Source organism: Yoonia sp. SDW83-1, assembly GCF_046762885.1.
In the GTDB taxonomy this organism is placed as follows: Bacteria; Pseudomonadota; Alphaproteobacteria; order Rhodobacterales; family Rhodobacteraceae; genus Yoonia.
Map to the genome: position 1 here is coordinate 53,796 of NZ_JBKQXO010000007.1, position 20,482 is coordinate 74,277.

Below are 20,482 nucleotides of genomic sequence, written 5' to 3' on the forward strand. Positions count from 1 at the left end.
AGTGACGTGATCAAAGGTATCATCTTCGACAAGGACGGCACGCTGTTCGATTTCAACGCCACATGGGGCGCCTGGACCCGGCGGATGCTTGAGGCGGAGGTGGGCGGCGACCCGGCGCTGTTTGACGCACTGGCCGAGGTGATGGGATATGATCCCGTAGGCGAGCGTTTCCATCCGGGCAGCGTGGTGATTGCATCGACTGTCAGCGAAACCGCCGATCATATGCTGCGTGTTCTGAAGGGTGTCGACAAATCCGACCTGATCGCGCGGATGAATGCCGCAGCGACCCAGGTGGTGCAGGTCGAAGCCACGCCGCTGGTTCCCTATTTTGATACGTTGCGCCAGACTGATCTGGCGCTGGGGATTGCCACCAATGATGCGGAATCGTCGGCGCTTCGCCATCTGGAACGCGCGGGCGTCAGGCAGCATTTCGATTTCATCGCAGGCTATGACAGCGGCCACGGTGCCAAACCCGGTCCCGGCCAGATGCAGGCGTTCTGCGCGCTGACGGGGCTTGATGCCGGGGTTTGCGCGATGGTGGGTGACAGCCTGCATGATCTGGATGCAGGCCGCGCGGCGGGTATGCTGACCATCGGCGTGCTGACCGGCCCGGCCCCGGCAGAGGAACTGGCATCGCAGGCGGATGTTGTCCTGCCCACGATTGCCGACATTCCGGGCTGGTTGCGCGGGCAAAGCCTGCTCTGATCCTGCCACCGACACGACCTGTCGCTTTTGCGTGATATTCGTCTGCCTGCCGGTGGCACCATTGCTGCGATAGCAGAGGGTGACACCATGGCGGATGGAAAACCAAAACGGCGCGGCGGCGGCCGGGCAGGGGCGGCGAACCGGCGCGGCACGGCGGCGATCGAACAGATGCCCTGGCGGCTGCCCGTCAATACCGACCGCCCGACCGAACCGCTGACCGAGGACGGCGTGCAGGCGATCCATGACGGGGCGATGCGCATTCTGGAAGAGATCGGGATCGAGTTTCTGAACGAAGAGGCGCTCGAGATTTTCAAAGAGGCCGGGTGCCGCGTGGACGGCACCAATGTGCGGATGGGCCGCGATTGGGTGATGGAAATGCTGGGCCATGCGCCAGCGCAGTTCGATCTCACCCCACGCAACGCGGACCGAAAGATCACCATTGGTGGCAAGCATATCCTGTTTGGCAATGTGTCGTCGCCGCCCAATTACTTCGACCTCGAGATCGGCAAGAAGGTATCAGGCAGCCGCGCCCAATGTGCCAACCTTTTGCGCCTGACCCAGTATTTCAACTGCATCCATTTCGCGGGCGGCTATCCGGTGGAACCGGTGGATATCCATGCCTCTGTCCGGCATCTGGATGTGGTCCATGACAAGCTTCTGCTGACCGACAAGGTCGTCCATGCCTATTCGCTGGGCCGCGAACGGGTCGAGGATGTGATGGAGATGGTCAAGATCGCGGGCGGGCTGAGCGAGGATGAATTCGCCGCTAAGCCGCATATGTATACCAACATCAATTCCACCTCGCCGCTGAAACATGATGTGCCGATGATCGACGGGTGCTTGCGCTGTGTGCGGCGCGGGCAGGCGGTGATTGTGACCCCCTTTACGCTGGCGGGGGCGATGGCCCCGGTGACGATGTCGGGCGCCGTGACCCTGTCAATTGCCGAGGCGTTAAGCGCGATTGCCCTGTTCCAATATGTCCGCCCCGGTTGCCCATGCGTCATCGGGACCTTCACCAGCAATGTGGACATGAAATCGGGTGCGCCAGCCTTTGGGACCCCGGAATACATGCGGGCCACCCAGATGACCGGGCAGATGGCCCGGTTTTATGGGTTGCCGATGCGCGCCTCTGGCGTGTGTGCGGCCAATGTGCCGGATGGGCAGGCGATGTGGGAGACATCGAATTCCCTTTGGTCCGCCGTGCAGTCGGGCACCAATATCGTCTACCATGCCGCAGGCTGGCTTGAGGGCGGGTTGGTGGCCAGCCCCGAGAAATTCGTGATGGATTGCGAAGTGTTGCAGATGATCCAGCGCTATATGGAGCCAGAGGTGGTGGCCACCGGCCCTGACGATATCGCCATCGACGCGATCAAGGAGGTCGGTCCGCAGGGCCATTTCTTTGGCATCCAGCACACGCAGGACCGCTATGAAAAGGCGTTTTATCAGCCAATGGTGTCCGACTGGCGCAACTTCGAAGCGTGGGAGGCTGCAGGCGGTATCTGGACTGCCGAACGGGCGCACCGGACCTTCAAGGACATCCTGAACACGTTCGAGGCACCGCCAATGGATGAAAGCATCAAGGAGGAACTCGCCGCCTTTGTGGACCGGCGAAAGGCCGAAGGTGGTGCACCAACCGATTTCTAGGTGCGTCGCCTACTGGACGGCTTCGATCTTGCCCGGTCCGCGATAGACATAGGCATGGTTCGGTTTGACAAGAAATTCGCCTTCACTCTTGTTGTCTGCGAAGACCTTGAACATCGATCCGCCCGCTGCGACCAATCCCGAATAGCCATGCGCAATCACCGGTTTGACGAACGGGATGGTCATGAAAATGTCGCCGCCGTTATAGCAATAGAATTGCACGGTCTTGTTGCTGTCATTGTAGACCAGCGCTGTTCCGGCATCGAGAGCCTTTGCAATACCCGCAGCCTGATCGACGAAGGTGTTTACGTCCACTTCTCCGTTCACTTTCATCTTCGACGCCATGATCAATACCTTTCCTGAACCAACAAAATAATCGTCATGGGATACGCTGTTCTGATCGGCCTCACAGTGAGAATTGGCACAGTGGCCGATCAGGGTCGTTGTCAGCGGACTTATTGCATATTTCCGATCCTAGGTATCAGCGGCAAGGCAGGTCGAAAACGCCGTACCCAAACGGTTCAACATCTCCGCATAGAGACCTGGCCCGGCATCCAGCCCGGCCCCGACCGCATCAATCTGCGCTGTCTTGGCGTCGGTGCCTTCAATCACCAGCGTTGCCCAGCCATCCCCGATTTCGGCGTCGCTAAAGACGCAGGCCACGCCATCCTCTGCCATTTGTTCACGCAAGGTGGCGACCTGCGCAGGGCCCGGGTCGCGGGCGTCGATCCCGGCAATGGCCCCGCTTGCGGTCAGGCCAAATCGCGCCTCAAAATACTGATAGCCGTCATGGGGCAGGATATAGGCGCGGTCAGCGACCGGGGCCAGATCGGCGGTGAGCCTTTGCTCCAATGCGACAAGCGCATTGGCCGCACTGGCCGCGTTTTCCGCATAGACTGCTGCGTTTTCAGGATCGGCGGTCGCCAATTGGTCAGCGATGGCGGCCAGCCAGACCCGTGCGATTGCCGGATCAACCCAGGCATGCGGGTCAAACTCGCCGTGGTCATGCCCGTGATCATGATCGTGGTCGTGTTCATCGTCATGGCCATGCTCATCATGATCACCATGATCGTCATGGTCACCATGCGCTTTATGATCGCGCACCTCCAGCGGGTCCCATCCGGGTGTTTCCAGCAGTTCCAAGCGGGCCGCCTGCGGGGCCAGTGTTGTCAGCGGCTCCTCCAGCCACGGGGTCAGGCCGTGACCGACCCAGATGACCACATCGGCCGCACCCAGTGCCTGTGCATCGCTGGGGCGTAGCGCAAAATCATGCGGGTCGGCGCCCGGCGGCAACAGCAGGTCAGGCGTGCCCAGATCGCCCATGACCTGCGCGGTTAGGCTATGGATCGGGGCGATATCCGTCATCACCCGGGGCACATCGGCAAAGCCAATTGATGGCAAAAGACATAGTGTAGCAAATAAATGACGCATGATTCGGCCCTTGTTCTTTGAAATCGCTGCCGATATAGAGCGTATGTTATAACATCACAAGGTGGCAAAAATGCCAGACACGCTGGGTTTCGCCAAACATGATCACAGCTCCTGCGTGCAGGCGGCCCTCAGCGCGGCAGAGGCGGCCTGCGCCACACGCAAGGTGCAGCTGACGCCCGTGCGCCGCCGGGTGCTGGAAATCCTGCTGGAAAGTCATGCGGCCATGGGCGCCTATGACGTGCTGGCGCGGCTTGATGCGGAAGGGCTGGGATCAAAGCCGCCGATCGCCTATCGCGCGCTGACATTTCTGGTTGAACAAGGCTTTGTGCATCGGATCGAACGGCTCAATGCCTTTATCGCCTGTGCGCATCCCGGGGCCACCCATGACCCGGCTTTCATGATCTGCCGGGGCTGCGGCAAGGTGGCCGAGGCGCTGGCGGGCGAGGCGCTTGGGTCAGAGGCGGAAAGCAGCGGCTTTCGGATCGAACAGACAGTGATCGAAGCCGAAGGACTGTGCCCCGGATGCCAGGAAGGTGCTGCATCATGAGCCTGATTGCGGCCAAGGGTGTCGATGTCCGCTATGGCGGGCAGCGGGTGTTGCAAGGTGTCGATATCGCCATTGAACCGGGCGAGATCGTCACGATTGTCGGGCCGAATGGGTCTGGCAAATCGACCCTGTTGCGGGTTTTGGTTGGCGCGCTGAAGCCGCAGAAGGGTCAGGTAACGCGCGCGCCAAAACTGCGGATCGGCTATGTGCCGCAAAGGCTGCATATTGATCCGACGCTGCCGATGACGGTGAACCGGTTCCTTGATCTGCCCCTGCGTGTTGGCCCCGAAGACGCCGCCAGCGCCTTGCAAAAGGCCGGGGTGCCGGGCGTTGGTAAACGGCAGATGGCGGATCTGTCAGGGGGGCAGTTTCAACGCGTCCTGCTCGCCCGCGCCATCCTGGGTCGCCCCGATATCCTGATGCTGGATGAGGCCACACAAGGGCTGGATCAACCCGGGTCCGCCGCATTCTATCGGCAGATCGAAGCGGTGCGCCGCGATCTGGGCTGTGCCGTACTGATGGTCAGCCACGAATTGCACGTGGTGATGAGCGCATCCGACAGGGTGATTTGCCTGAACGGCCATGTCTGCTGCGAAGGCACGCCCGAGGTGGTGTCTGCGGCACCGGCCTATCGCGAGCTGTTCGGGACCGGCACGGGCGGGGCGCTGGCCCTATATCGGCACGAGCACGATCATGGGCATGATCACGACCACGACCACCATCATCATGAGGCTGCGGAATAATGCTGGACGATTTTCTGGTCCGGGTTGCCCTTGCGGGTGTCGGCACGGCCATCGCGGCCGGTCTTTTGGGCTGTTTCGTGGTCTGGCGGCGCATGGCCTATTTCGGCGATGCAACGGCCCATGCGGCTGTGCTGGGCGTGGCACTGGCGTTGGGTTTCAACATCTCGATCTTTGCGGGGGTGGCGGTGGTCGCGCTGGCCATGGCGCTGCTGATCTATGCATTGGCGGAACGCGATGCCTCTATTGATACGTTGCTGGGGGTGCTGGCCCATGGCGCGTTGGCGCTTGGTCTGGTTGCGGTGGCCCTGATCCCCGGCCAGCGGATCGATCTGGATGCCTATCTGTTTGGCGATGTGGTGACCGTGACCCGCTGGGATCTGGCGGTGATCTGGGGCGGTGCATTGCTGGTTTCTGCCGTGTTGTGGTGGAACTGGTCGGCGCTGCTGACCGCAACGCTCAGCCCCGATCTGGCCTATGCGGCGGGTATCAATCCACGGCGCGAACAGTTGATCCTGACCCTGCTTCTGGCCGCTGTCGTGGCGGTTGCGATCAAGGTTGTGGGGGCGTTGCTGATCACGGCACTGCTAATCATCCCGGCGGCGACTGCGCGCCGATATGCGCATACGCCGGAACGCATGGCGCTGTTATCGGTCGCGATTGGAATCCTGGCTGCCATTGCCGGTCTGCGGGTGGCCCTTTTGCTAGATACACCTGTTGGGCCGTCGATTATCTGCATCGCCGCGCTCATGTTCGCAGTTGCCACGATTGGCGAACAATTGCGCAGGATTGGCGCGTAATTGCCGCCTGTCTGCCCAGCCACTGCCTCAGCATTGCCGCGTTCCTCTGTCACATTCTAAGGCGAGAATGGGACAAAGGGATGTTCAGATGAAGCGAATTGCGATGCTCGTTGCAGGGGCCGCCATGGCCATGATCGGCAGTCAGGCTGCGGCCCAAAGCTGTGCGACACCAGAGAATGTCAACGCGCTGGCCACTGAAATTGCAGCTGGCGTCAACGCAAACCGTCGGGCCAATGGGCAGGCGCCCTTGCAGTTCAATCGCCAGTTGGGACGTGCTGCGATGGTCCATGCCTGCGATATGCAGGTGAATGGTTTCTTTGATCATCGTGGTTCTGATGGCTCCAACTCACAGGCGCGCGTGCAGCGTGCGGGCTATAATGATTGCATCGTGGCGGAAAACATCGCCTGGGGGTATCCTCGGTCTTCGCAGATCATCAATGGTTGGATGAATTCCCCGGGGCATCGCCGCAATATGCTCCATCCCCGGATAGAGGAGTTTGGGGTGGGTATCAGTCAGGGCCCCAAAGGCCCGTACTGGGTGCTGGTGGTTGGCAAAAGCTGCTAAAGGGTTGATGGGTCAAGACCCATCTTACGCAAGATCGTCTGTACCGGCTTTGCGGCAACGTAAGATGGGTTTTAACCCATCTCATACGTCCATCCAGATCGTGACTGGCCCGTCATTCGTCAGATTGACAGCCATATCCGCACCAAATGATCCAGTCGCGGTCGGGATGCCCAAAGCATCCATATGCCCCACAAACTGCTCATAGAGTGCGCGGCCCAGTTCCGGCTTGGCCGCCGCCGAAAACCCCGGCCTGTTGCCGCGTGACGTGTCGGCGGCCAGCGTGAACTGGCTGACGATCAGGGCGGCACCGCCGGTATCAAGCAGCGACAGGTTCATCTTGCCTGCGTCATCGGCAAAGATACGCAGCTTGCTGATCTTGGCGGCGAGGGCTGCGGATTTCGCCGCATCGTCTCCGTCCATCGCACAGACAAGGATTAGCAGGCCGGGGCCGATTTCGCCGATAGTGTCACCGGCGACGGTGACGGATGCGTGGCTGACGCGCTGGATCAGCGCCCTCATAGCTCTGACGCCCAGGGCGGGTTGGCGCCTGCGCGGCTGACCGTGATTGCGGCGACCTTGGCCCCGAATGCTGTCGCCTTGCGCAGGTCCTCGGGCTTGGCCTGGCCCAGCATTGCCTTGGTCAGGTGCCCGCTGCGCTGCATTTGCGCCAGAAACCCCGCGCTGAAAGTGTCCCCCGCGCCGACCGTATCGACGACCGTCGCTTTTTCAGCGGGGACATCGAACTGATTGCCGGGTGTCAGAACAGTCACGCCGTCAGCGCCGCGTGTCAGCAAGATCACCTTGGCGGCGTTGGTGTCGAACAGAGCAGCCGCATCGGTTCCACCGGTAATCCATTCCAGATCCTCGTCAGAGGTCTTGATGATATCGGCCGCACCCAGCATCCGGGTCAGGCGGGCGCGATAGGCGGCTTCGTCCGTGATAAAGGACGGGCGGATATTGGGGTCGATCATCGTCACGCGACTTGCGGCTTCGCGCAGCATCAGCGCCTCGTAGGCCGCACCGCAAGGTTCGACGACAAGCGATATGCCACCGAAGAACAGTGCGTCGGCCTGCGTTTGGGGCAGATCATCCTGCGACAGCATCCGGCCAGCGGTGTTTTCGTCATAGAACGCATAGGAGGCATGGCCATCGGTCAGCGTGACGAAGGCCAGCGTCGTGGGTCGGTCGCTGATCGCGGCTGGCGTGCTGTCCACGCCAGAGGCGGTCAGCTCGGCGCGCAGGATATCCCCGAACAGATCAGATGACAGGCCTGAAAAGAACTGCACCGGTGCGTCGAGCCGCCCCAAAGCAATCGCCGTGTTGAAAACCGAACCCCCGGCATGAGGCGCAAATGCGTTGCCGCCATCGGTGGTCTGCCGGGGCAGCATATCAATCAGCGCTTCGCCGCAGCATAGGATCATCGGCTTTCTCCCCCACAAAAACTACTGGGTGTTAGCGATAACAAATCCCACGCCAAGCGCAAGGATCGTTCCGATCACCACGGCAATCGCGATCTTCCATGCGGAATAGGGACGTTCACCCTGCACCCGGCCTGTGCGCCCGTTGACCACAAAGCGATAGGTGCGGCCCCGGTATTTATAGGCGGCCAGCCAGACCGGCAGCAGGATATGCTTGAACGTCACATCGCTGATCGCCGTGTCCACATCGCTGACCCGCTGATCGTCACCGCCGATATCGTATTTCACATCGCGCAGGATCATCCGGTCCATGTAGGCCCGTGCCTCGGTGAAGCCGTCGGTCAGTTCGACCTGATAGCCCTCGGCCCGGAACCCGGCGAGGTATTCGGGTTTGTAGGGTTCCAGTGCCGAGAGATCCCAGGGTTCCAGCCCATCGGTATATTTCTTGGGCAAGGACCGGGACGCAAGCACCAGCACATCGTCAAAGAACCGCGCCACCCGGCCAGAGACACCGCGCCAGCGGGTTTTACGCACGCGGACATTCTTGCGTTTGCCATCGCGGACGACGGTTTTGGTCTCGTAATAATGGGTGCCGCGCTGGCCGCGATAGCTACTTTTGGTGTCGGCATCGAAGGTCCAGTAGGGCACATAGATGCCATTCATCTTGCGCCCCTTGCGGGCGTATTCGGTCAACCCGTTGGGGGCAAACCACAGGCTGCCCAGCCAGTCGGTCAGCGCCTTGCGCGCCGATCCTTCATCCAGACCAAAGGGCAAGAGGCCGCGTGGTTTGATATGCCGGTGGGTGCCGGTGTCGGTGACAACCGGTGTCGCGCAGAACGGACATTCGGCGGCGTGCGTATCGGCGTCAAATTCGGTGCTGGCCCCGCAATTGGGGCATGTGATGACGCGCGTTTCCTCCATCTCTTCGGCGGCCAGCCGGTTTTCAACCGCATCGCGGAAATCCAGTTCCTTGATGCCGCCGGCGGTGTGCCGTGTGCCTTCGATCGGTTCGATATTGCCGCAATGATCGCAGACCAGCCGGTGATCGCCGGGATCAAAGCGCAGGTCGGACCCGCAGGTGTCACAGGGAAATCGGTGTTCAGCTTCGGTCATCAGAGGATCTTGTGGACAAATCGGGGGGTCATGGCGCGCAATGCACCGTCATACAGAACATTATGCCGCCAGAAATGAAAGAGGCCATGGAACGCCGCCCCGGCCAGAAGGAGAAGAAGCGGGATCCAGCCGGTATCATGCGGGGCGAAGTGGAGGAGGGCAGCGGCGTTGGTGGTGACCGCAAGGGTCAGCAGCGCATACATACCCCGGTGCATCCACGGATAGGCGTTGCGCAGCGGGCCCTGCAGTTTCGGCCCCGGTTTGCACAACATCCCGCACAGGGCCGTCATGCCGAGCCACAGCCCGCCCGCCAGCACAAAGGCCCAGCGGATGTAGGTATCGGACGTGCCACCCTTGACCATCATCAAGGCCAGAAGCAGGACCGACCAGTGCAGCAGGATTGTCAGGCGGCGGCGGGTCATCCTACAGGAACCGGTGCAGGAATTTCGGGGCCATGATCCGCAGCGCGTTGTCGCGCAGCCGAACATGTCGCCAGATATGGAACCCGGCGTGAACGACCACAATCGCGCCGAGGATATAGAATTCATAGATATGGATGGTGCCCGCGATTTCGTTCGCGTCCGGCCAGTTCATCGGCGGGGCGATGGGCAGGAACCCCCCGGCCTTGAGCAGTTTGGAGGATGTCAGCCCCAGCAGAAACCCGGTCAGCGCGACCCCGCCGAGGCCCAGGATGATTGTCTTGTGCAGGATCACATGGAACCGGCGCGCCTTTGGTCCCAGCTTTGGCCCCGGCCGCCCTGCCAGTCCGCGCCGCAGGTAATCCACTGTCCAGATCAGGCAGATGATCACGAAGATCAGCGCGAGGATCGAATGGAACCGGAATGCGGCCTGCCCGAATGGCAGCACATCATCGGGTGTGACGAAGATGAACCAGACCAGCAGTGGGATCATCGCGGCATGGCTGACCTTCAGCCATGTGCGGCGATGGGGCAGCAGGTGCGTGAATCGGGCTAATCCCGTGCCCATGCTGCTTGCCTCATGTTCCCGGCGGCGGTGGGGGCATCACGGTGAAAAGCTGCGCCAGTTCGGCCACATCCTCGGCCCGCATCCAGCCGTCCTGGCCTTGCGTCCAGACCATGCTGTCGCGGTTCAGGCTGCCATCGGTCACCTTGCGGCCCATGGCGGCCTTGGAAAACGGGCCGCTGACCTCGCCGCCTTCGGCAATGTGCCAGACATGTTCGACCGGCGGCGGTGGCGGCGGTGCGGCAACCGGGCCTGCGCCTGCCTGAATCATATTGCCCATCTGCATCCCCAGACCGGCCCCCATGCCCATGCCCATGGCCCCGCCGGCCGCAGAGCCTTCCATGGTCATGGATTCAGCGGCTTTCCATTTCATGTGTTCGTCCAGATTGCCAGCCATTCCGCGTGATGTGCGGGCATCCAGCGCCTCTTCCACGGCGGGCGGCAGGCTGATGTTTTCGATATAAAGCTCGGGGATGGTCAGGCCATATTGCTTCATTGTCGGGTCAATTGCGTTGGCGATCAGCTTGCCCAGATCAGCCGTGTTGGCGGCCATATCAAGAACGGGGATACCCGATGACGCAATCGCCCGGCTGAATTCCTGCACGATGATATTGCGGATCTGATAGCTGATCTCGTCCATGGTAAACTCACCATCCGTCCCCACAATCTCGCGCAGGAAGACGGCAGGATCGGCGACCTTGACGGTGTAGGTGCCAAAGGCGCGCAGGCGGGTCGGCCCGAATTCGGGATCGCGCAGCATGATCGGGTTCTTGGTACCCCATTTGAGGTTGGAAAACCGGGTTGTGTTGACGAAGTAGATTTCCGATTTGAACGGGCTTTTGAAACCATGATCCCAGTGCTGCAGGGTGGTCATGATCGGCATGTTGTTGGTTTCAAGCATGTAAAGGCCCGGCGTGAACACATCCGCCAACTGGCCTTCATGCACGAACACGGCAGCCTGCCCCTCGCGGACGGTCAACTTGGCCCCGTATTTGATCTCGTGATCCTCACGCTCGAACCGCCAGACCATGGTGTCGCGGGTGTTATCGGTCCAGTGGATGACGTCGATAAACTCGCCCGTCAGAAAATCGAAAATGCCCATCTGGGTACTCCTTAAATCAGGAAATGCGTTTGGTGCAGGTTGGTGGCGTCAGCCAGTCGTCGCCTGCGGTGATGAACTGCGCAAACAAGGCGATCATGTCGCCATCTGCATCAAACAGAGCTGTCACAGGGTATCCACCGTCGCCCCATCCGCTGCCGCTGAGAGGCAATCGTGTGCCATCTGGCAATTCTGCCAAAAAGGGGCCGGGATAAAGACTGTCGATCTGTTCGGCATATGTCCCAGCGTAGAGGTCCCCGTGATCCCGTGCATATTTTTCGAGTGCCGCAATTTCCGATGCGGTTGCAAATGCCGCCAACCCGGTATCGACACCGATGAAGCCTGCATCCTGACCGCAGACAAATGGGGCATCCGACCAAACCAGCGCAAGAATTGCCGTGCGCTCGTCGGGGTCCGCCTGATTCAGTCCGATAACGGCGGCTTCGGTGGTGGGGACAGAAATCGGCGCGCGGTTTGCACCGAACAATGTCAGTGGGCCGATCCCGAAAACATGGCCATCATTGGCCACCCACTGACCAGCATAGGAAAAGTCGGTTCCAGGCCCGAGGTTTGTCTGTACCCATTGCCCAAAATCCTGTTCGGCACTGCTCAGGCAGGGCAGCAGAGTGAAACATAAGGTGGTTGCCAAGCGCATCAGCTGGCACCTCCGGCCAGGTATTCGCGTGCGATGACCCGCGCGATCGGTGCAGCCTCGGCTGGGGGCATGCCGGTGCGCAGGCGGCGATCGTAGAGCATCCGCAGCAGCAATTCGTCATGGGTGGTCAGCAGCCCGAATTCCTCGTCATCATTGAAGATCGAGGGGCGCGCCTGGGGGCTGTCATTGGCAAGACCCAGCCCTTGTGCCAGTTCTTCGTGAATGCAGGCGGAGCGCATCAGGTTGGGATGTTCTGCCCGGATGATTGCCACCGCCTTTTGATAGCTGGCCCCGCCGGGGGAAAACGTGCCGATGACGACGCAAAGCTGATCGCGGGGCAGGTTGATGATTGCCCGCAATGTCGCCTCGCCCAAGCCGGGGATGATCTGGCGCAGGCGCGCCGCTGCCCCGCGCCGGTCGTCTTCGTTCAGAAACAGGACGTGATAGTTGGGGTTGCGGTCTGTCTGGGTGATCGGCACGCCGGTCAGCCGGGACAGTCGGGCGGCATAAGCACTCACGCTCGCGGTATCCATCGCTTGCTGATCGGGGGGGACAGAAGGGCCAAATTCGACAGACATGCGAATTGGTGTCTCCCACCGCCGCAGCTTGGATACGGTGGCCTGCGGGCTGCGGAAATCGCTGTCATCGCGGTATTCATTGAACAGGGCGATGCGCACGAAATTGCGCGCCAACTGCGTGTCGGTAAAGGGCGTGTCCGGCCCGCCGCCGTCGCCGCGCAGCAACCCTTGGGTCAAGAGGTCATTCTGCAGACGGCGGTAATAGACGGCCAGATCCTTGCTGACCTGGCTGGGTTCGACCACTGGCGGCGGCGGATCGGGCGTTTCGACCGGCGGGTCAACCGGGGGCGGCGTGACTGGCGGAAACAGCTCGGCGCAGCCCGCCAGCCCCATCACAAGGGCAACCCATAAACCACGCACTGAGAACCGCCCCGCCATCAATGATCAGATATCGGCGTCGCCGGGGGCCGCACTGGGAATGCTGCGCGCCTTGGCCGATGCCAGGGTCTGCTTCAACTCGGCCTCCATCTTGATCATCTCGGCCTCGGCCTCGGCCCGTTTGCGCTTGCCTTCGTCAGCGATCTCAAGGCTTTCATTGATCGTGGCGATCAGATGTTCGTTGGCCTCTTTCACCGCATTGATGTCAAAGACGCCGCGTTCCATTTCCGTCCGGATCACACGGTTGGCGTCGCGCAGGTTTTCGGCATTGGCGGTCAGCAATTCGTTGGTCAGGTCGTTGGCCTCGCGCACGGCGGCGGCGGCTTCTGACGACCGCTGGATCGTCACGGCCTGCGCCAGTTGCGTTTCCCAAAGCGGCACAGTGTTGACCAGCGTCGAATTGATCTTGGTCACCAGCGATTTGTCATTTTCCTGCACCAGCCGGATCGAAGGCAGCGATTGCATCGTCACCTGACGGGTCAGTTTCAGATCATGCACTCGGCGTTCCAGATCATCGCGGGCCGACCGCATGTCGCGCAGTTCCTGCGCTTTCATCACCGCTTGTTCTTCGGGGGCCTTTTCAACCTCGGCTTCCTTGGCGGGGATCGTCTTGGTGTCGAGCTCTTTCAGCTTCGCCTCACCAGCCGAGATATAGAGCGCCAGTTCATCATAGAATTGCAGCGTCTTTTCATAGAGCACATCGAGGCTTTCGATATCTTTCAGCAGCACATGTTCATGCTTGAGCAGATCATCGGTGATGTGGTCGATTTGGCCCTGCACCTCTTCAAACCGGGCGGTGAATTTGGCGATGGGGGCGGCACGGCCCAGCAGTTTTTCCCACCAGCTGCGTTCGCGGCGCACGTCAAGTTCGGAGATCGAGAAGCCGCGGATCGTGGTGACGATATTGCGCAGGCTGTCACCAGCGGGGCCGACATCCTTGTTGCGGACGCCTGCCAGCATGGATTGCGAAATCTCCTGCAATTCGGCCTGTGCGGCGGACCCGAAGGACACAATCGAATTGGTGTCGCTGATATCAATCTCGCCCATACGCTGGGTGATGGCGTTGCTGGTGGACGGATCAGCAGCCTCTAGCGTGACCACTTCGCCCTGCGGCTCTGGCAACACCACAGCGGTGACTTTTTCAACTTCGGCGAGGGTCTCTTTCGCCTTTTGGCGGATCGTGTCGGACATGGTCTAACTCCCTTTACTGTTCAGGCTGACGCCCTCGCGCTGCAGCCTGTCGCGCAGCACGTTGATTTCGATATCCATATCGCTGCGGTCGTCCAGCAGCATCTTTTCTGTCTTGGAGGCAAAGTTCTGTTCCAGATCGTCCAGCAGCGCCTCATAGTTTTGCCGGGCTTCAGTGTCCTTGTTGCGGGCATAAAGATCGACGAATTTCAGCGTCGCATCACGCGCACCCATCAGGTAGACGCCCAGAAACTTGCGCGCTGCTGTCAGGTCGCGGGGGTCTTCCTCGACCGTGCGGATCATCTTCTCGGCGATATCGCGAAAATCGACGACCCGGCGTTCCAGTTTGCGATCACCCAGCGATTCAATCTGCGATTTCATCACATCCAGGTAATTCTGCGCTTCGTCCACAACCCGGGCCACACGATCCTGCTGGCGGGTGTCGATGCCCTCCATGCGCTTGTCTGTCAGCGGGTCAACGCCAAAAGCGGCCACATGCAGGCCAATCGCCGCAATACCATAAAGCGCGGAGCCAATGATCCCGCTCTCCCCGGTATAGGCGGCAATGGCGGCGCCAATCCCGGTCAGCGCGCTCGACATCATCTTGCGGGGGATCGCCGGGCGACGGGCGACGCGGCGGGCGTGATAGGCGGCTTCGGCCTGCAATCCTTCCCGCAGCATCCATGCGGCAAGGGTCAGAACGGCGCCACCGATCAGAGCCGTGACCAGGGTCTGCGGCCCTTCATTCAGCGAGGTAAAGACCAGAATGATCGCAGGGACAAACAGCAGGTTCGATTTCGCACCGGGTCGTGCGACCGCAACCGGCGCAGCCGAGGGCGACCCGCCCTCACCATCAGGGCTGTATTTACCGCCAAACCGCTTTGCCACTTCAGACGCCCCCCAGCCAGCCGCTGGTCAGACCGATCAGCAAAAGGACAAGCAGAATATAGGCAATGCGTTGGAAGGTTCCGGGCATGTTATCCTCGCCTGTTGAACGGGCCAGACCAGCCACTGACTGCATGACTGCAAGCATGGCGAGCGCTGTGGTCACAATCGCAGCAATGAACAAAATCAACAAGATCAGGCGAAACATCGGTTCCTCGCATCATCCCCCAGTCCTTTCCAGATAGGCACAGACCGGCCCGTTTACGAGTGTTTCTGCAACGCGGTGCGCTCTGCATCCAGTTTGCGGCGGTAACCGGACTGGATGATTTCCACCGCCACCAGCACCACAACCGAGAAGTAGAATGTGGATTTGGACATTGGCACGATCTCACGGTCAAACACACGCAAGGCCAGGTCCTTCGCCTCCTCATGGGGCACGCCCATGCTTTCGACACCATGCACGGCGGCCTGTCCGGCCTCACCCAACAGCACGACGCCGACGATCAGCAGGATAAACAGGCCCAGAACCTCGTACATGCGGTTTTTTTCAAGAAATCGGGTCACCCCATCGGCCAGCACCAGCATGGCAAGGCCCGACAGGATGATCGCAAAGGCCAGGATCGGGAAAACATCGGTGATGGCAATGGCCGACAGCACGGAATCAAACGAAAAGATCAGGTTCATCAGCACGATCAGCATGACCACCTGTGTCGCGGATTTGGCTGATTTGCCCTCCACATCATGGCTCAGATCATCCATGGACAGCATATGGCCAATCTCTTTGACGGCCGTGTACATGATGAAAATCCCACCAAAAATAAAGACTACGGTGGCAAAGTTCACACCGCCCGTCAGGATACCTTCCCATTCAAGGATGTAGAACGGCTCTGACAGCGCATCCAGCAGTTGGATCATGGTGAACAACAAGATTACGCGCAGGGCGACGGCGATGATGATGCCCCATGTGCGCACATTCTTCTGCTGGGCCACAGGGGCCCGCTGGCTTTCGATTGAGATATAAAGCAGATTATCGAACCCCAATACGGCCTGCAAAAAGCACAGCATGATCAGGTTGGTCGCGTTTTCAAGCGTCAGCAGTTCAGCCAAAGCATTGTCCCCCGGTATTTTCTTTTGAAACACCATGCACAACGCATGTGACAGGGCAAGGGTTCAAAATCGGGCGATTTTCCCCCTTGCGGGCCGTTGATATGCACTTTGCAGACGTTTCGGATCAGGAGGTATGGGAGGCCTTACCTGTGCAGCCGTGCGATTTTATGGTATTTATCGCAGCATTTAAGGCAGTTGTTATTGATTGGACAGTTTCATGAATGAGCATTCTACAATACCGCAATATGCAGCAGATATTGACGATAGCACCCCTGATCCCTGCAAGATGGCTGACGATGACCGGATACAAAAGGGTCAGACCGATCCGCTTGGCGATACGGTGGACCGCATTCTGGTCGGCACTGATCGCTTCATCATCTACTCGGTCGTACAGGCAAGCGGGCCCGCCCATCTGACAGAATTGGATGACGTTGGGGAAGGGCGGCAAGGTGTCGCCCGGCTGTTTGGTGGCAACAAAAGCTCCGGGGTGGATCATGTGTGGCTGCGCACAAAATATCCGCGCGACTATGATTGTGCCAAGAAGCTGCGTGCGAACCTTGGGGCGATCGCCGCCGATCTGGCGCATATCTGCGATGTGGTTGATAGCATTTGCCGGTCCGGAAACCTTGACGCCAGCAGTTCGGCGTCCCTGCGCCGCCGCGCGACCGAGATGATGGCCCGCGCGATGGAAATGGCCTACGAGGGGAACAAGGACGAGGCCAAGGAACTCCTCGGTCATCTGCGCAAGAACATCACGACGCTGCGCGACAGCAAGAACCGCATGCGCTACGTACAGGGCAACCTGCTTGCGCTGGCCGCGATCCTTGGGATCTGGGTTGGTTTCCGTTTCACAACCCTCATGTCGAGCCTGGTCGTGAACGAGGCGTCGATGGCCTTCGATGTCCACGCGCTGGATGTGCTGGCACTGGGCGCGATTGGTGCGTTTTTTGCGGTGTCGGCCTCTGTCAGCGACATTCGGGTGGATCATTCCGTGTCGTTCTGGGAAATGGTCTATACCGGGTTCGTGCGCATCCCCATCGGCGTGATTGCGGCGGGTGTGGCGATTTTCCTTATTTCAGGCGATTGGCTGCTGGCTTCCATCGAGCCTGCAGTTTTGCCGTGGACCTATCTGCTTTTTGGCTTTCTGGCAGGGTTCAGCGAATTATTCGTGCCCAACGCACTGCGGCAGGTCGAAGGTGCCGCGACCGTTGCCGTTCCGGCGAACGGCGCACAGACCCCAAGCTGACCGTCCGTCGTGTTACTTTGGCTTGCCACGGGTCGGCCTGTTCACCGGTTTGCGCACCCGTGTCGGTTTGGGCTTGTCTGACAGGCCCAACTGGTCGCGGACCACCCGCTGTTTGAGTTCTTCCACCGCGCCGGCGGCAAGATTGCCAAGCTGGAACGGGCCATAGCTGACCCGGATCAGCCGGTTCACCGTCACCCCAATCGCTTCCATCGCGCGGCGGATTTCGCGGTTCTTGCCTTCTCGAATGGATACGGTCAGCCAGGCATTCGCCCCTTGCTGGCGGTCGAATGTCACCGTCATCGGCTGATAGCGTATGCCATCCACCGCGATCCCCGCCCGCAACTGATCCAGCTTGGCCTCACTGACGGAGCCGTTGATGCGCACCCGGTAGCGGCGCAGCCATCCGGTGCTGGGCAGTTCCAGCCGGCGCTTCACGCCGCCGTCATTCGTCAGCAACAACAGACCTTCTGAATTCAGATCAAGGCGGCCCACTGACATCACCCGCGGCATGGTATCGGGAAGGGAGGCAAAGACCGTTGGTCGGTCCTTTTCATCGCGTTCGGTCGTCACCAGACCGGCAGGTTTGTGATAAAGCCAGATGCGCGGCGGATCCGGCTCACCCACGGGCTTGCCATCCACCGTGATCTTATCAGCGGCGGTCACGTTCAGGGCAGGGCTGTCGATGCGCTTGCCATTGACCGCCACGCGGCCCGCTTCGATCATACGCTCCGCCTCGCGGCGGCTTGCAACGCCCGCACGGGACAAAACCTTGGCGATGCGGTCGCCGGATGGGGGTGTATCGGTCATATCATGGCTCTAGGATGCATCGGGCGGCGGCGCAATCGGCTTATGGCCCGCCACGCTGGTCGCGCAACCGAAAAAATGCTTCTTCAGGGTGACGGTCAGACCCGCATCACGCAGGGCTTCGGCCATATGGGCGCTATCGCCGAAATTACGGGTATAGGTGCCGATCATGCTGAAATCATGGGCGCCTTTCAGGAAGAATCGTTCGATCTGCGGCAGCATCCGGTCCAGATAAAACCGGTAGAACGGGCGCAAGACCCACCCTTGCGGATCAGACGCCTCGATCAATGAAAAATGGCCGCCGGGTTTGAGGATGCGAGCGATTTGCCGGGCGAGGATCGTCTGCTGATCGGGATTGAAGGTCTTGAGGCCGAAAGTCGAAATCAGAATGTCAGCCATGCCTTCCGGCAAATCCGTTTCCAGCGCGTTCGCCTCAACATGTGTGATCCGGTCAGCATGACCACCATGAAGCCGGGCGACCGCATCCAGATGCATCCGGTGCGAGATATCAAGTGCTGTGATCCGCCCCAGACCGGGGAACCGGCGCAAGAGATGCGGCCAAACCTCGCCCGTGCCCGCCATCAGATCAACGGCCACTGCGTCCGACTGCATGGGGCGGGGCAGGCGGGCCACGCATTGTTTGCGCCAGATATAGGTAAAGCCAAAGGAACTGACCGCGCTCCACCTGCGGTAATTGGCAGAGCAGCGGTCAAACAGGTCGGCCACAAAATCCGGATCATAGATATCGGTCTGGCTGGTATCACTCATCAAGGCACCATTCGCTTTCAAGCGACCTGCGCAGCGAAGACGCTCGGTGTCAATGCGTGACCACCCCTGGGGCTTATTCCTTCTCAGGCAATGCCGGCGCCTTGCCCCGATAGAACTTGGTCAGGGGGCGCGGCACTTCGCTGCCGTCATACATGAAGGGCAGCACGCCTTTCATCCCGGCCTTGTTTCGCATGGCGACAATGTCCGCGTCTGATTTGGTGACACGTTGCGACATGCGTCGCCCCCATTGGGCCAGATAGCCGTAAAGCCGGGTGATCTCTGCGTTATGCGCATCCGCTTTGGCCAGGTCGATGAATTCTTCCGGGTCTGTTTGCAGATCAAACAGCATCGGGCGGAACCCGCCTTCGGCATGCATCATCTTCCAGCGGCCATCAAACACCATGAACAGGCGACAATCGCGCGGCTCCAACCCCAGTTCCTCGGCCAGCGGGGTGCCGGAATAGTCAAATTCGCTAATCAGGAAGTCGCGCCAGTCGGGGCTTTCGCCGTCCAGCCAGGGCTGCAGCGACCGGCCTTCGATGATATGGGCCGGCACTTCGCCACCCGCCGCCTCGACAAAGGTCGCGGCCAGATCAAGGCTTTCGACCAGCGCATCGCAGGTCGTGCCGCGAGTGCCATTGGCACGCCTGCGCGGGTCATAGATGATCATCGGGATCTTGGCGGACTGGTCGTGAAACAGGGATTTCTCGCCCATCCAGTGATCGCCCAGATAATCACCGTGGTCTGACGTGAGCACGATCATCGTGTCCTTCATCGCGCCTGTGTCTTCCAGATGATCCAGAACGCGACCCAGATGATCGTCACATTGCTTGATCAGACCCATATAGGCGGGGATCACCTTTTGGCGGACCTCTTCGCGCTGAAAGGCGTAGCCGACACGATTGTTCATATAGCCGTTGAACACCGGATGGGCGTCCTCGCGCTCTCTCTCGTCGCGCAAGGGGGGCGGGACAAGGTCGGTGCCATACATGTTGTGATAGGGGGCAGGCACGATATAGGGCCAATGCGGCTTGATATAGCTGACATGGGCGCACCATGGCCCCTTGGCCTGATCCATGAATTCGATGGCCTTGGTGGTCAGCCAGGCGGTTTCTGAATCCTCTTCATGGATATTGGCGGGGCGGTCGGCGTTTTCATACATCCAGCCGGATGCCATGCGGTTCGGCGGCTTCACCCCCGCATTGGCATGGTCATGCCATGGGTTGTCAGCGGGATAGCCTTTGGATTTCAGGTATTCATTATAGGGCGAGCGCTTTTCATCGTAGAACCCTTTAGGCCCCTGCGCCCAGAGCCCGTCATCGCGGATCCACACATCAAATCCGCATTCCGCCTGCCGCGCACCGATCACGCTGTCGGCATCCAGCCCCAGCCGCTCCATGCCTTCCTTGTCGGCATGCATATGGGTCTTGCCGATCAGCCAGCAATCCATGCCGATCTTGCGCAGGTGATCGCCAATCGTTTGCTCGCCCACGCGCAAGGGAAAGTTGTTCCATTGCGCCCCATGGCTCGACGGATACCGCCCGGTATAGAACGACATGCGGCTTGACCCGCAGATCGGCGATTGGACGTAGGTATTGGTAAAGCGGACCCCCATCGCGGCGACCCGGTCAAAATTCGGCGTATCCAGATGCGGGTGGCCTGCGCAGCTCAGGTAGTCAAAGCGGAGCTGGTCATACATGATGAAAAGAATATTCATGGCAATGCGTCCTTTGTGATGAAAACGTTGAAAATCTGGCGCAAATAGCGGCGCCCGCAGTCCAGCTACATCTTTAGCGTGTGCGTCACCATGTGAAACCCCGTGTGCAAACT

24 protein-coding genes are annotated in these 20,482 nt (G+C 60.1%); 7 read left to right on the top strand and 17 right to left on the bottom strand.

Annotated elements, in window-relative coordinates; genetic code table 11:
* Positions 1-6 precede the first annotated feature (6 nt).
* A complete protein-coding gene (locus ACFWW4_RS10580; protein ID WP_411890812.1) occupies positions 7-705 on the top strand; it encodes an HAD family hydrolase in 699 nt (232 codons plus the stop codon).
* A gap of 87 nt (positions 706-792) precedes the next feature.
* A complete protein-coding gene (locus ACFWW4_RS10585) occupies positions 793-2,349 on the top strand; it encodes a trimethylamine methyltransferase family protein (RefSeq protein WP_411890971.1) in 1,557 nt (518 codons plus the stop codon).
* Positions 2,350-2,358: 9 nt separating this feature from the next.
* Here the strand turns inward: ACFWW4_RS10585 and ACFWW4_RS10590 are convergent, their stop codons facing one another.
* Both ACFWW4_RS10590 and ACFWW4_RS10595 read right to left on the bottom strand, forming a co-directional pair.
* On the bottom strand, positions 2,359-2,679 hold the full coding sequence (locus ACFWW4_RS10590) for a hypothetical protein (protein ID WP_393926925.1): 321 nt from the start codon (positions 2,677-2,679) through the stop codon (positions 2,359-2,361).
* A gap of 141 nt (positions 2,680-2,820) precedes the next feature.
* Positions 2,821-3,777 carry a zinc ABC transporter substrate-binding protein gene (locus tag ACFWW4_RS10595; protein ID WP_411890813.1) on the bottom strand — a complete coding sequence of 319 codons (957 nt, stop codon included), beginning with the start codon at positions 3,775-3,777 and terminating at the stop codon, positions 2,821-2,823.
* A 70-nt stretch (positions 3,778-3,847) separates the two neighbouring features.
* Between ACFWW4_RS10595 and ACFWW4_RS10600 the strand changes: the two genes are divergently transcribed.
* From ACFWW4_RS10600 to ACFWW4_RS10615, 4 genes are all read left to right on the top strand, one after another.
* Positions 3,848-4,324, top strand: a complete 477-nt coding sequence (locus ACFWW4_RS10600; RefSeq protein ID WP_411890814.1) for a transcriptional repressor — start codon at positions 3,848-3,850, stop codon at positions 4,322-4,324.
* Complete coding sequence (locus tag ACFWW4_RS10605; RefSeq protein ID WP_411890815.1) at positions 4,321-5,067, top strand: ATP-binding cassette domain-containing protein; 747 nt, start codon at positions 4,321-4,323, stop codon at positions 5,065-5,067. Before ACFWW4_RS10600 ends, ACFWW4_RS10605 begins: the two co-directional genes overlap by 4 nt.
* Positions 5,067-5,864: a metal ABC transporter permease gene (locus ACFWW4_RS10610; RefSeq protein WP_411890816.1), complete on the top strand. Its 798-nt coding sequence runs from the start codon at positions 5,067-5,069 to the stop codon at positions 5,862-5,864. The genes ACFWW4_RS10605 and ACFWW4_RS10610 overlap by 1 nt, the downstream gene beginning before the upstream one ends.
* An 88-nt stretch (positions 5,865-5,952) precedes the next feature.
* Positions 5,953-6,429, top strand: a complete 477-nt coding sequence (locus tag ACFWW4_RS10615; protein ID WP_411890817.1) for a CAP domain-containing protein — start codon at positions 5,953-5,955, stop codon at positions 6,427-6,429.
* Positions 6,430-6,510: 81 nt separating this feature from the next.
* Here the strand turns inward: ACFWW4_RS10615 and dtd are convergent, their stop codons facing one another.
* The 12 genes from dtd to ACFWW4_RS10675 are packed head-to-tail and all read right to left on the bottom strand — an operon-like array spanning position 6,511 to position 15,834.
* A complete protein-coding gene (gene dtd / locus ACFWW4_RS10620; RefSeq protein ID WP_411890818.1) occupies positions 6,511-6,948 on the bottom strand; it encodes a D-aminoacyl-tRNA deacylase in 438 nt (145 codons plus the stop codon).
* Entirely contained in the window at positions 6,945-7,850 is a 906-nt protein-coding gene (locus ACFWW4_RS10625; RefSeq protein WP_411890819.1) for a carbohydrate kinase family protein, read from the bottom strand. The genes dtd and ACFWW4_RS10625 overlap by 4 nt, the downstream gene beginning before the upstream one ends.
* 21 nt (positions 7,851-7,871) lie before the next feature.
* A complete protein-coding gene (locus ACFWW4_RS10630; RefSeq protein WP_411890820.1) occupies positions 7,872-8,960 on the bottom strand; it encodes a primosomal protein N' (replication factor Y) - superfamily II helicase in 1,089 nt (362 codons plus the stop codon).
* Entirely contained in the window at positions 8,960-9,382 is a 423-nt protein-coding gene (locus ACFWW4_RS10635; RefSeq protein WP_411890821.1) for a hypothetical protein, read from the bottom strand. The genes ACFWW4_RS10630 and ACFWW4_RS10635 overlap by 1 nt, the downstream gene beginning before the upstream one ends.
* 1 nt (position 9,383) lies before the next feature.
* Positions 9,384-9,947, bottom strand: coding sequence for a cytochrome b/b6 domain-containing protein (locus ACFWW4_RS10640; protein WP_411890822.1), 564 nt, complete (start codon positions 9,945-9,947; stop codon positions 9,384-9,386).
* A gap of 10 nt (positions 9,948-9,957) precedes the next feature.
* On the bottom strand, positions 9,958-11,046 hold the full coding sequence (locus ACFWW4_RS10645; RefSeq protein WP_411890823.1) for an SPFH domain-containing protein: 1,089 nt from the start codon (positions 11,044-11,046) through the stop codon (positions 9,958-9,960).
* A gap of 16 nt (positions 11,047-11,062) precedes the next feature.
* Complete coding sequence (locus ACFWW4_RS10650) at positions 11,063-11,698, bottom strand: hypothetical protein (protein ID WP_411890824.1); 636 nt, start codon at positions 11,696-11,698, stop codon at positions 11,063-11,065.
* Positions 11,698-12,654: a DUF2927 domain-containing protein gene (locus ACFWW4_RS10655; protein WP_411890825.1), complete on the bottom strand. Its 957-nt coding sequence runs from the start codon at positions 12,652-12,654 to the stop codon at positions 11,698-11,700. Before ACFWW4_RS10655 ends, ACFWW4_RS10650 begins: the two co-directional genes overlap by 1 nt.
* A 6-nt stretch (positions 12,655-12,660) precedes the next feature.
* The gene (locus ACFWW4_RS10660; protein WP_411890826.1) at positions 12,661-13,845 is read right to left on the bottom strand and encodes a toxic anion resistance protein; all 1,185 of its coding nucleotides are present in this window, start codon (positions 13,843-13,845) and stop codon (positions 12,661-12,663) included.
* A 3-nt stretch (positions 13,846-13,848) separates the two neighbouring features.
* Complete coding sequence (locus tag ACFWW4_RS10665) at positions 13,849-14,730, bottom strand: 5-bromo-4-chloroindolyl phosphate hydrolysis family protein (RefSeq protein WP_411890827.1); 882 nt, start codon at positions 14,728-14,730, stop codon at positions 13,849-13,851.
* A gap of 1 nt (position 14,731) precedes the next feature.
* The gene (locus tag ACFWW4_RS10670) at positions 14,732-14,935 is read right to left on the bottom strand and encodes a hypothetical protein (protein ID WP_411890828.1); all 204 of its coding nucleotides are present in this window, start codon (positions 14,933-14,935) and stop codon (positions 14,732-14,734) included.
* A gap of 53 nt (positions 14,936-14,988) precedes the next feature.
* Positions 14,989-15,834 (bottom strand): TerC family protein, encoded by an 846-nt coding sequence (locus tag ACFWW4_RS10675; RefSeq protein WP_411890829.1) that lies wholly within the window; start codon positions 15,832-15,834, stop codon positions 14,989-14,991.
* Between the two features lie 217 nt (positions 15,835-16,051).
* Here ACFWW4_RS10675 and ACFWW4_RS10680 point away from each other — a divergent pair, with 217 nt between their 5' ends.
* A complete protein-coding gene (locus ACFWW4_RS10680) occupies positions 16,052-17,080 on the top strand; it encodes a hypothetical protein (RefSeq protein ID WP_411890830.1) in 1,029 nt (342 codons plus the stop codon).
* Positions 17,081-17,092: 12 nt separating this feature from the next.
* Here the strand turns inward: ACFWW4_RS10680 and ACFWW4_RS10685 are convergent, their stop codons facing one another.
* The 3 genes from ACFWW4_RS10685 to ACFWW4_RS10695 all read right to left on the bottom strand — a co-directional run bounded on the left by ACFWW4_RS10685 (position 17,093) and on the right by ACFWW4_RS10695 (position 20,369).
* Complete coding sequence (locus ACFWW4_RS10685; protein ID WP_411890831.1) at positions 17,093-17,887, bottom strand: pseudouridine synthase; 795 nt, start codon at positions 17,885-17,887, stop codon at positions 17,093-17,095.
* 9 nt (positions 17,888-17,896) lie between these two features.
* Complete coding sequence (locus ACFWW4_RS10690) at positions 17,897-18,652, bottom strand: class I SAM-dependent methyltransferase (RefSeq protein WP_411890832.1); 756 nt, start codon at positions 18,650-18,652, stop codon at positions 17,897-17,899.
* A 73-nt stretch (positions 18,653-18,725) separates the two neighbouring features.
* Positions 18,726-20,369, bottom strand: a complete 1,644-nt coding sequence (locus ACFWW4_RS10695) for a sulfatase-like hydrolase/transferase (protein WP_411890833.1) — start codon at positions 20,367-20,369, stop codon at positions 18,726-18,728.
* Between the last annotated feature and the right edge of the window lie 113 nt (positions 20,370-20,482).

Coding starts and splice junctions, on each gene's coding strand:
- ACFWW4_RS10585 (WP_411890971.1), top strand. CDS start 793: ATGGCGGATGGAAAACCAAAACGGCGCGGCGGCGGCCGGGCAGGGGCG.
- ACFWW4_RS10590 (WP_393926925.1), bottom strand. CDS start 2,679: ATGAAAGTGAACGGAGAAGTGGACGTAAACACCTTCGTCGATCAGGCT.
- ACFWW4_RS10595 (WP_411890813.1), bottom strand. CDS start 3,777: ATGCGTCATTTATTTGCTACACTATGTCTTTTGCCATCAATTGGCTTT.
- ACFWW4_RS10600 (WP_411890814.1), top strand. CDS start 3,848: ATGCCAGACACGCTGGGTTTCGCCAAACATGATCACAGCTCCTGCGTG.
- ACFWW4_RS10605 (WP_411890815.1), top strand. CDS start 4,321: ATGAGCCTGATTGCGGCCAAGGGTGTCGATGTCCGCTATGGCGGGCAG.
- ACFWW4_RS10610 (WP_411890816.1), top strand. CDS start 5,067: ATGCTGGACGATTTTCTGGTCCGGGTTGCCCTTGCGGGTGTCGGCACG.
- ACFWW4_RS10615 (WP_411890817.1), top strand. CDS start 5,953: ATGAAGCGAATTGCGATGCTCGTTGCAGGGGCCGCCATGGCCATGATC.
- dtd (WP_411890818.1), bottom strand. CDS start 6,948: ATGAGGGCGCTGATCCAGCGCGTCAGCCACGCATCCGTCACCGTCGCC.
- ACFWW4_RS10625 (WP_411890819.1), bottom strand. CDS start 7,850: ATGATCCTATGCTGCGGCGAAGCGCTGATTGATATGCTGCCCCGGCAG.
- ACFWW4_RS10630 (WP_411890820.1), bottom strand. CDS start 8,960: ATGACCGAAGCTGAACACCGATTTCCCTGTGACACCTGCGGGTCCGAC.
- ACFWW4_RS10635 (WP_411890821.1), bottom strand. CDS start 9,382: ATGACCCGCCGCCGCCTGACAATCCTGCTGCACTGGTCGGTCCTGCTT.
- ACFWW4_RS10640 (WP_411890822.1), bottom strand. CDS start 9,947: ATGGGCACGGGATTAGCCCGATTCACGCACCTGCTGCCCCATCGCCGC.
- ACFWW4_RS10645 (WP_411890823.1), bottom strand. CDS start 11,046: ATGGGCATTTTCGATTTTCTGACGGGCGAGTTTATCGACGTCATCCAC.
- ACFWW4_RS10650 (WP_411890824.1), bottom strand. CDS start 11,698: ATGCGCTTGGCAACCACCTTATGTTTCACTCTGCTGCCCTGCCTGAGC.
- ACFWW4_RS10655 (WP_411890825.1), bottom strand. CDS start 12,654: ATGGCGGGGCGGTTCTCAGTGCGTGGTTTATGGGTTGCCCTTGTGATG.
- ACFWW4_RS10660 (WP_411890826.1), bottom strand. CDS start 13,845: ATGTCCGACACGATCCGCCAAAAGGCGAAAGAGACCCTCGCCGAAGTT.
- ACFWW4_RS10670 (WP_411890828.1), bottom strand. CDS start 14,935: ATGTTTCGCCTGATCTTGTTGATTTTGTTCATTGCTGCGATTGTGACC.
- ACFWW4_RS10680 (WP_411890830.1), top strand. CDS start 16,052: ATGAATGAGCATTCTACAATACCGCAATATGCAGCAGATATTGACGAT.
- ACFWW4_RS10685 (WP_411890831.1), bottom strand. CDS start 17,887: ATGACCGATACACCCCCATCCGGCGACCGCATCGCCAAGGTTTTGTCC.
- ACFWW4_RS10690 (WP_411890832.1), bottom strand. CDS start 18,652: ATGAGTGATACCAGCCAGACCGATATCTATGATCCGGATTTTGTGGCC.
- ACFWW4_RS10695 (WP_411890833.1), bottom strand. CDS start 20,369: ATGAATATTCTTTTCATCATGTATGACCAGCTCCGCTTTGACTACCTG.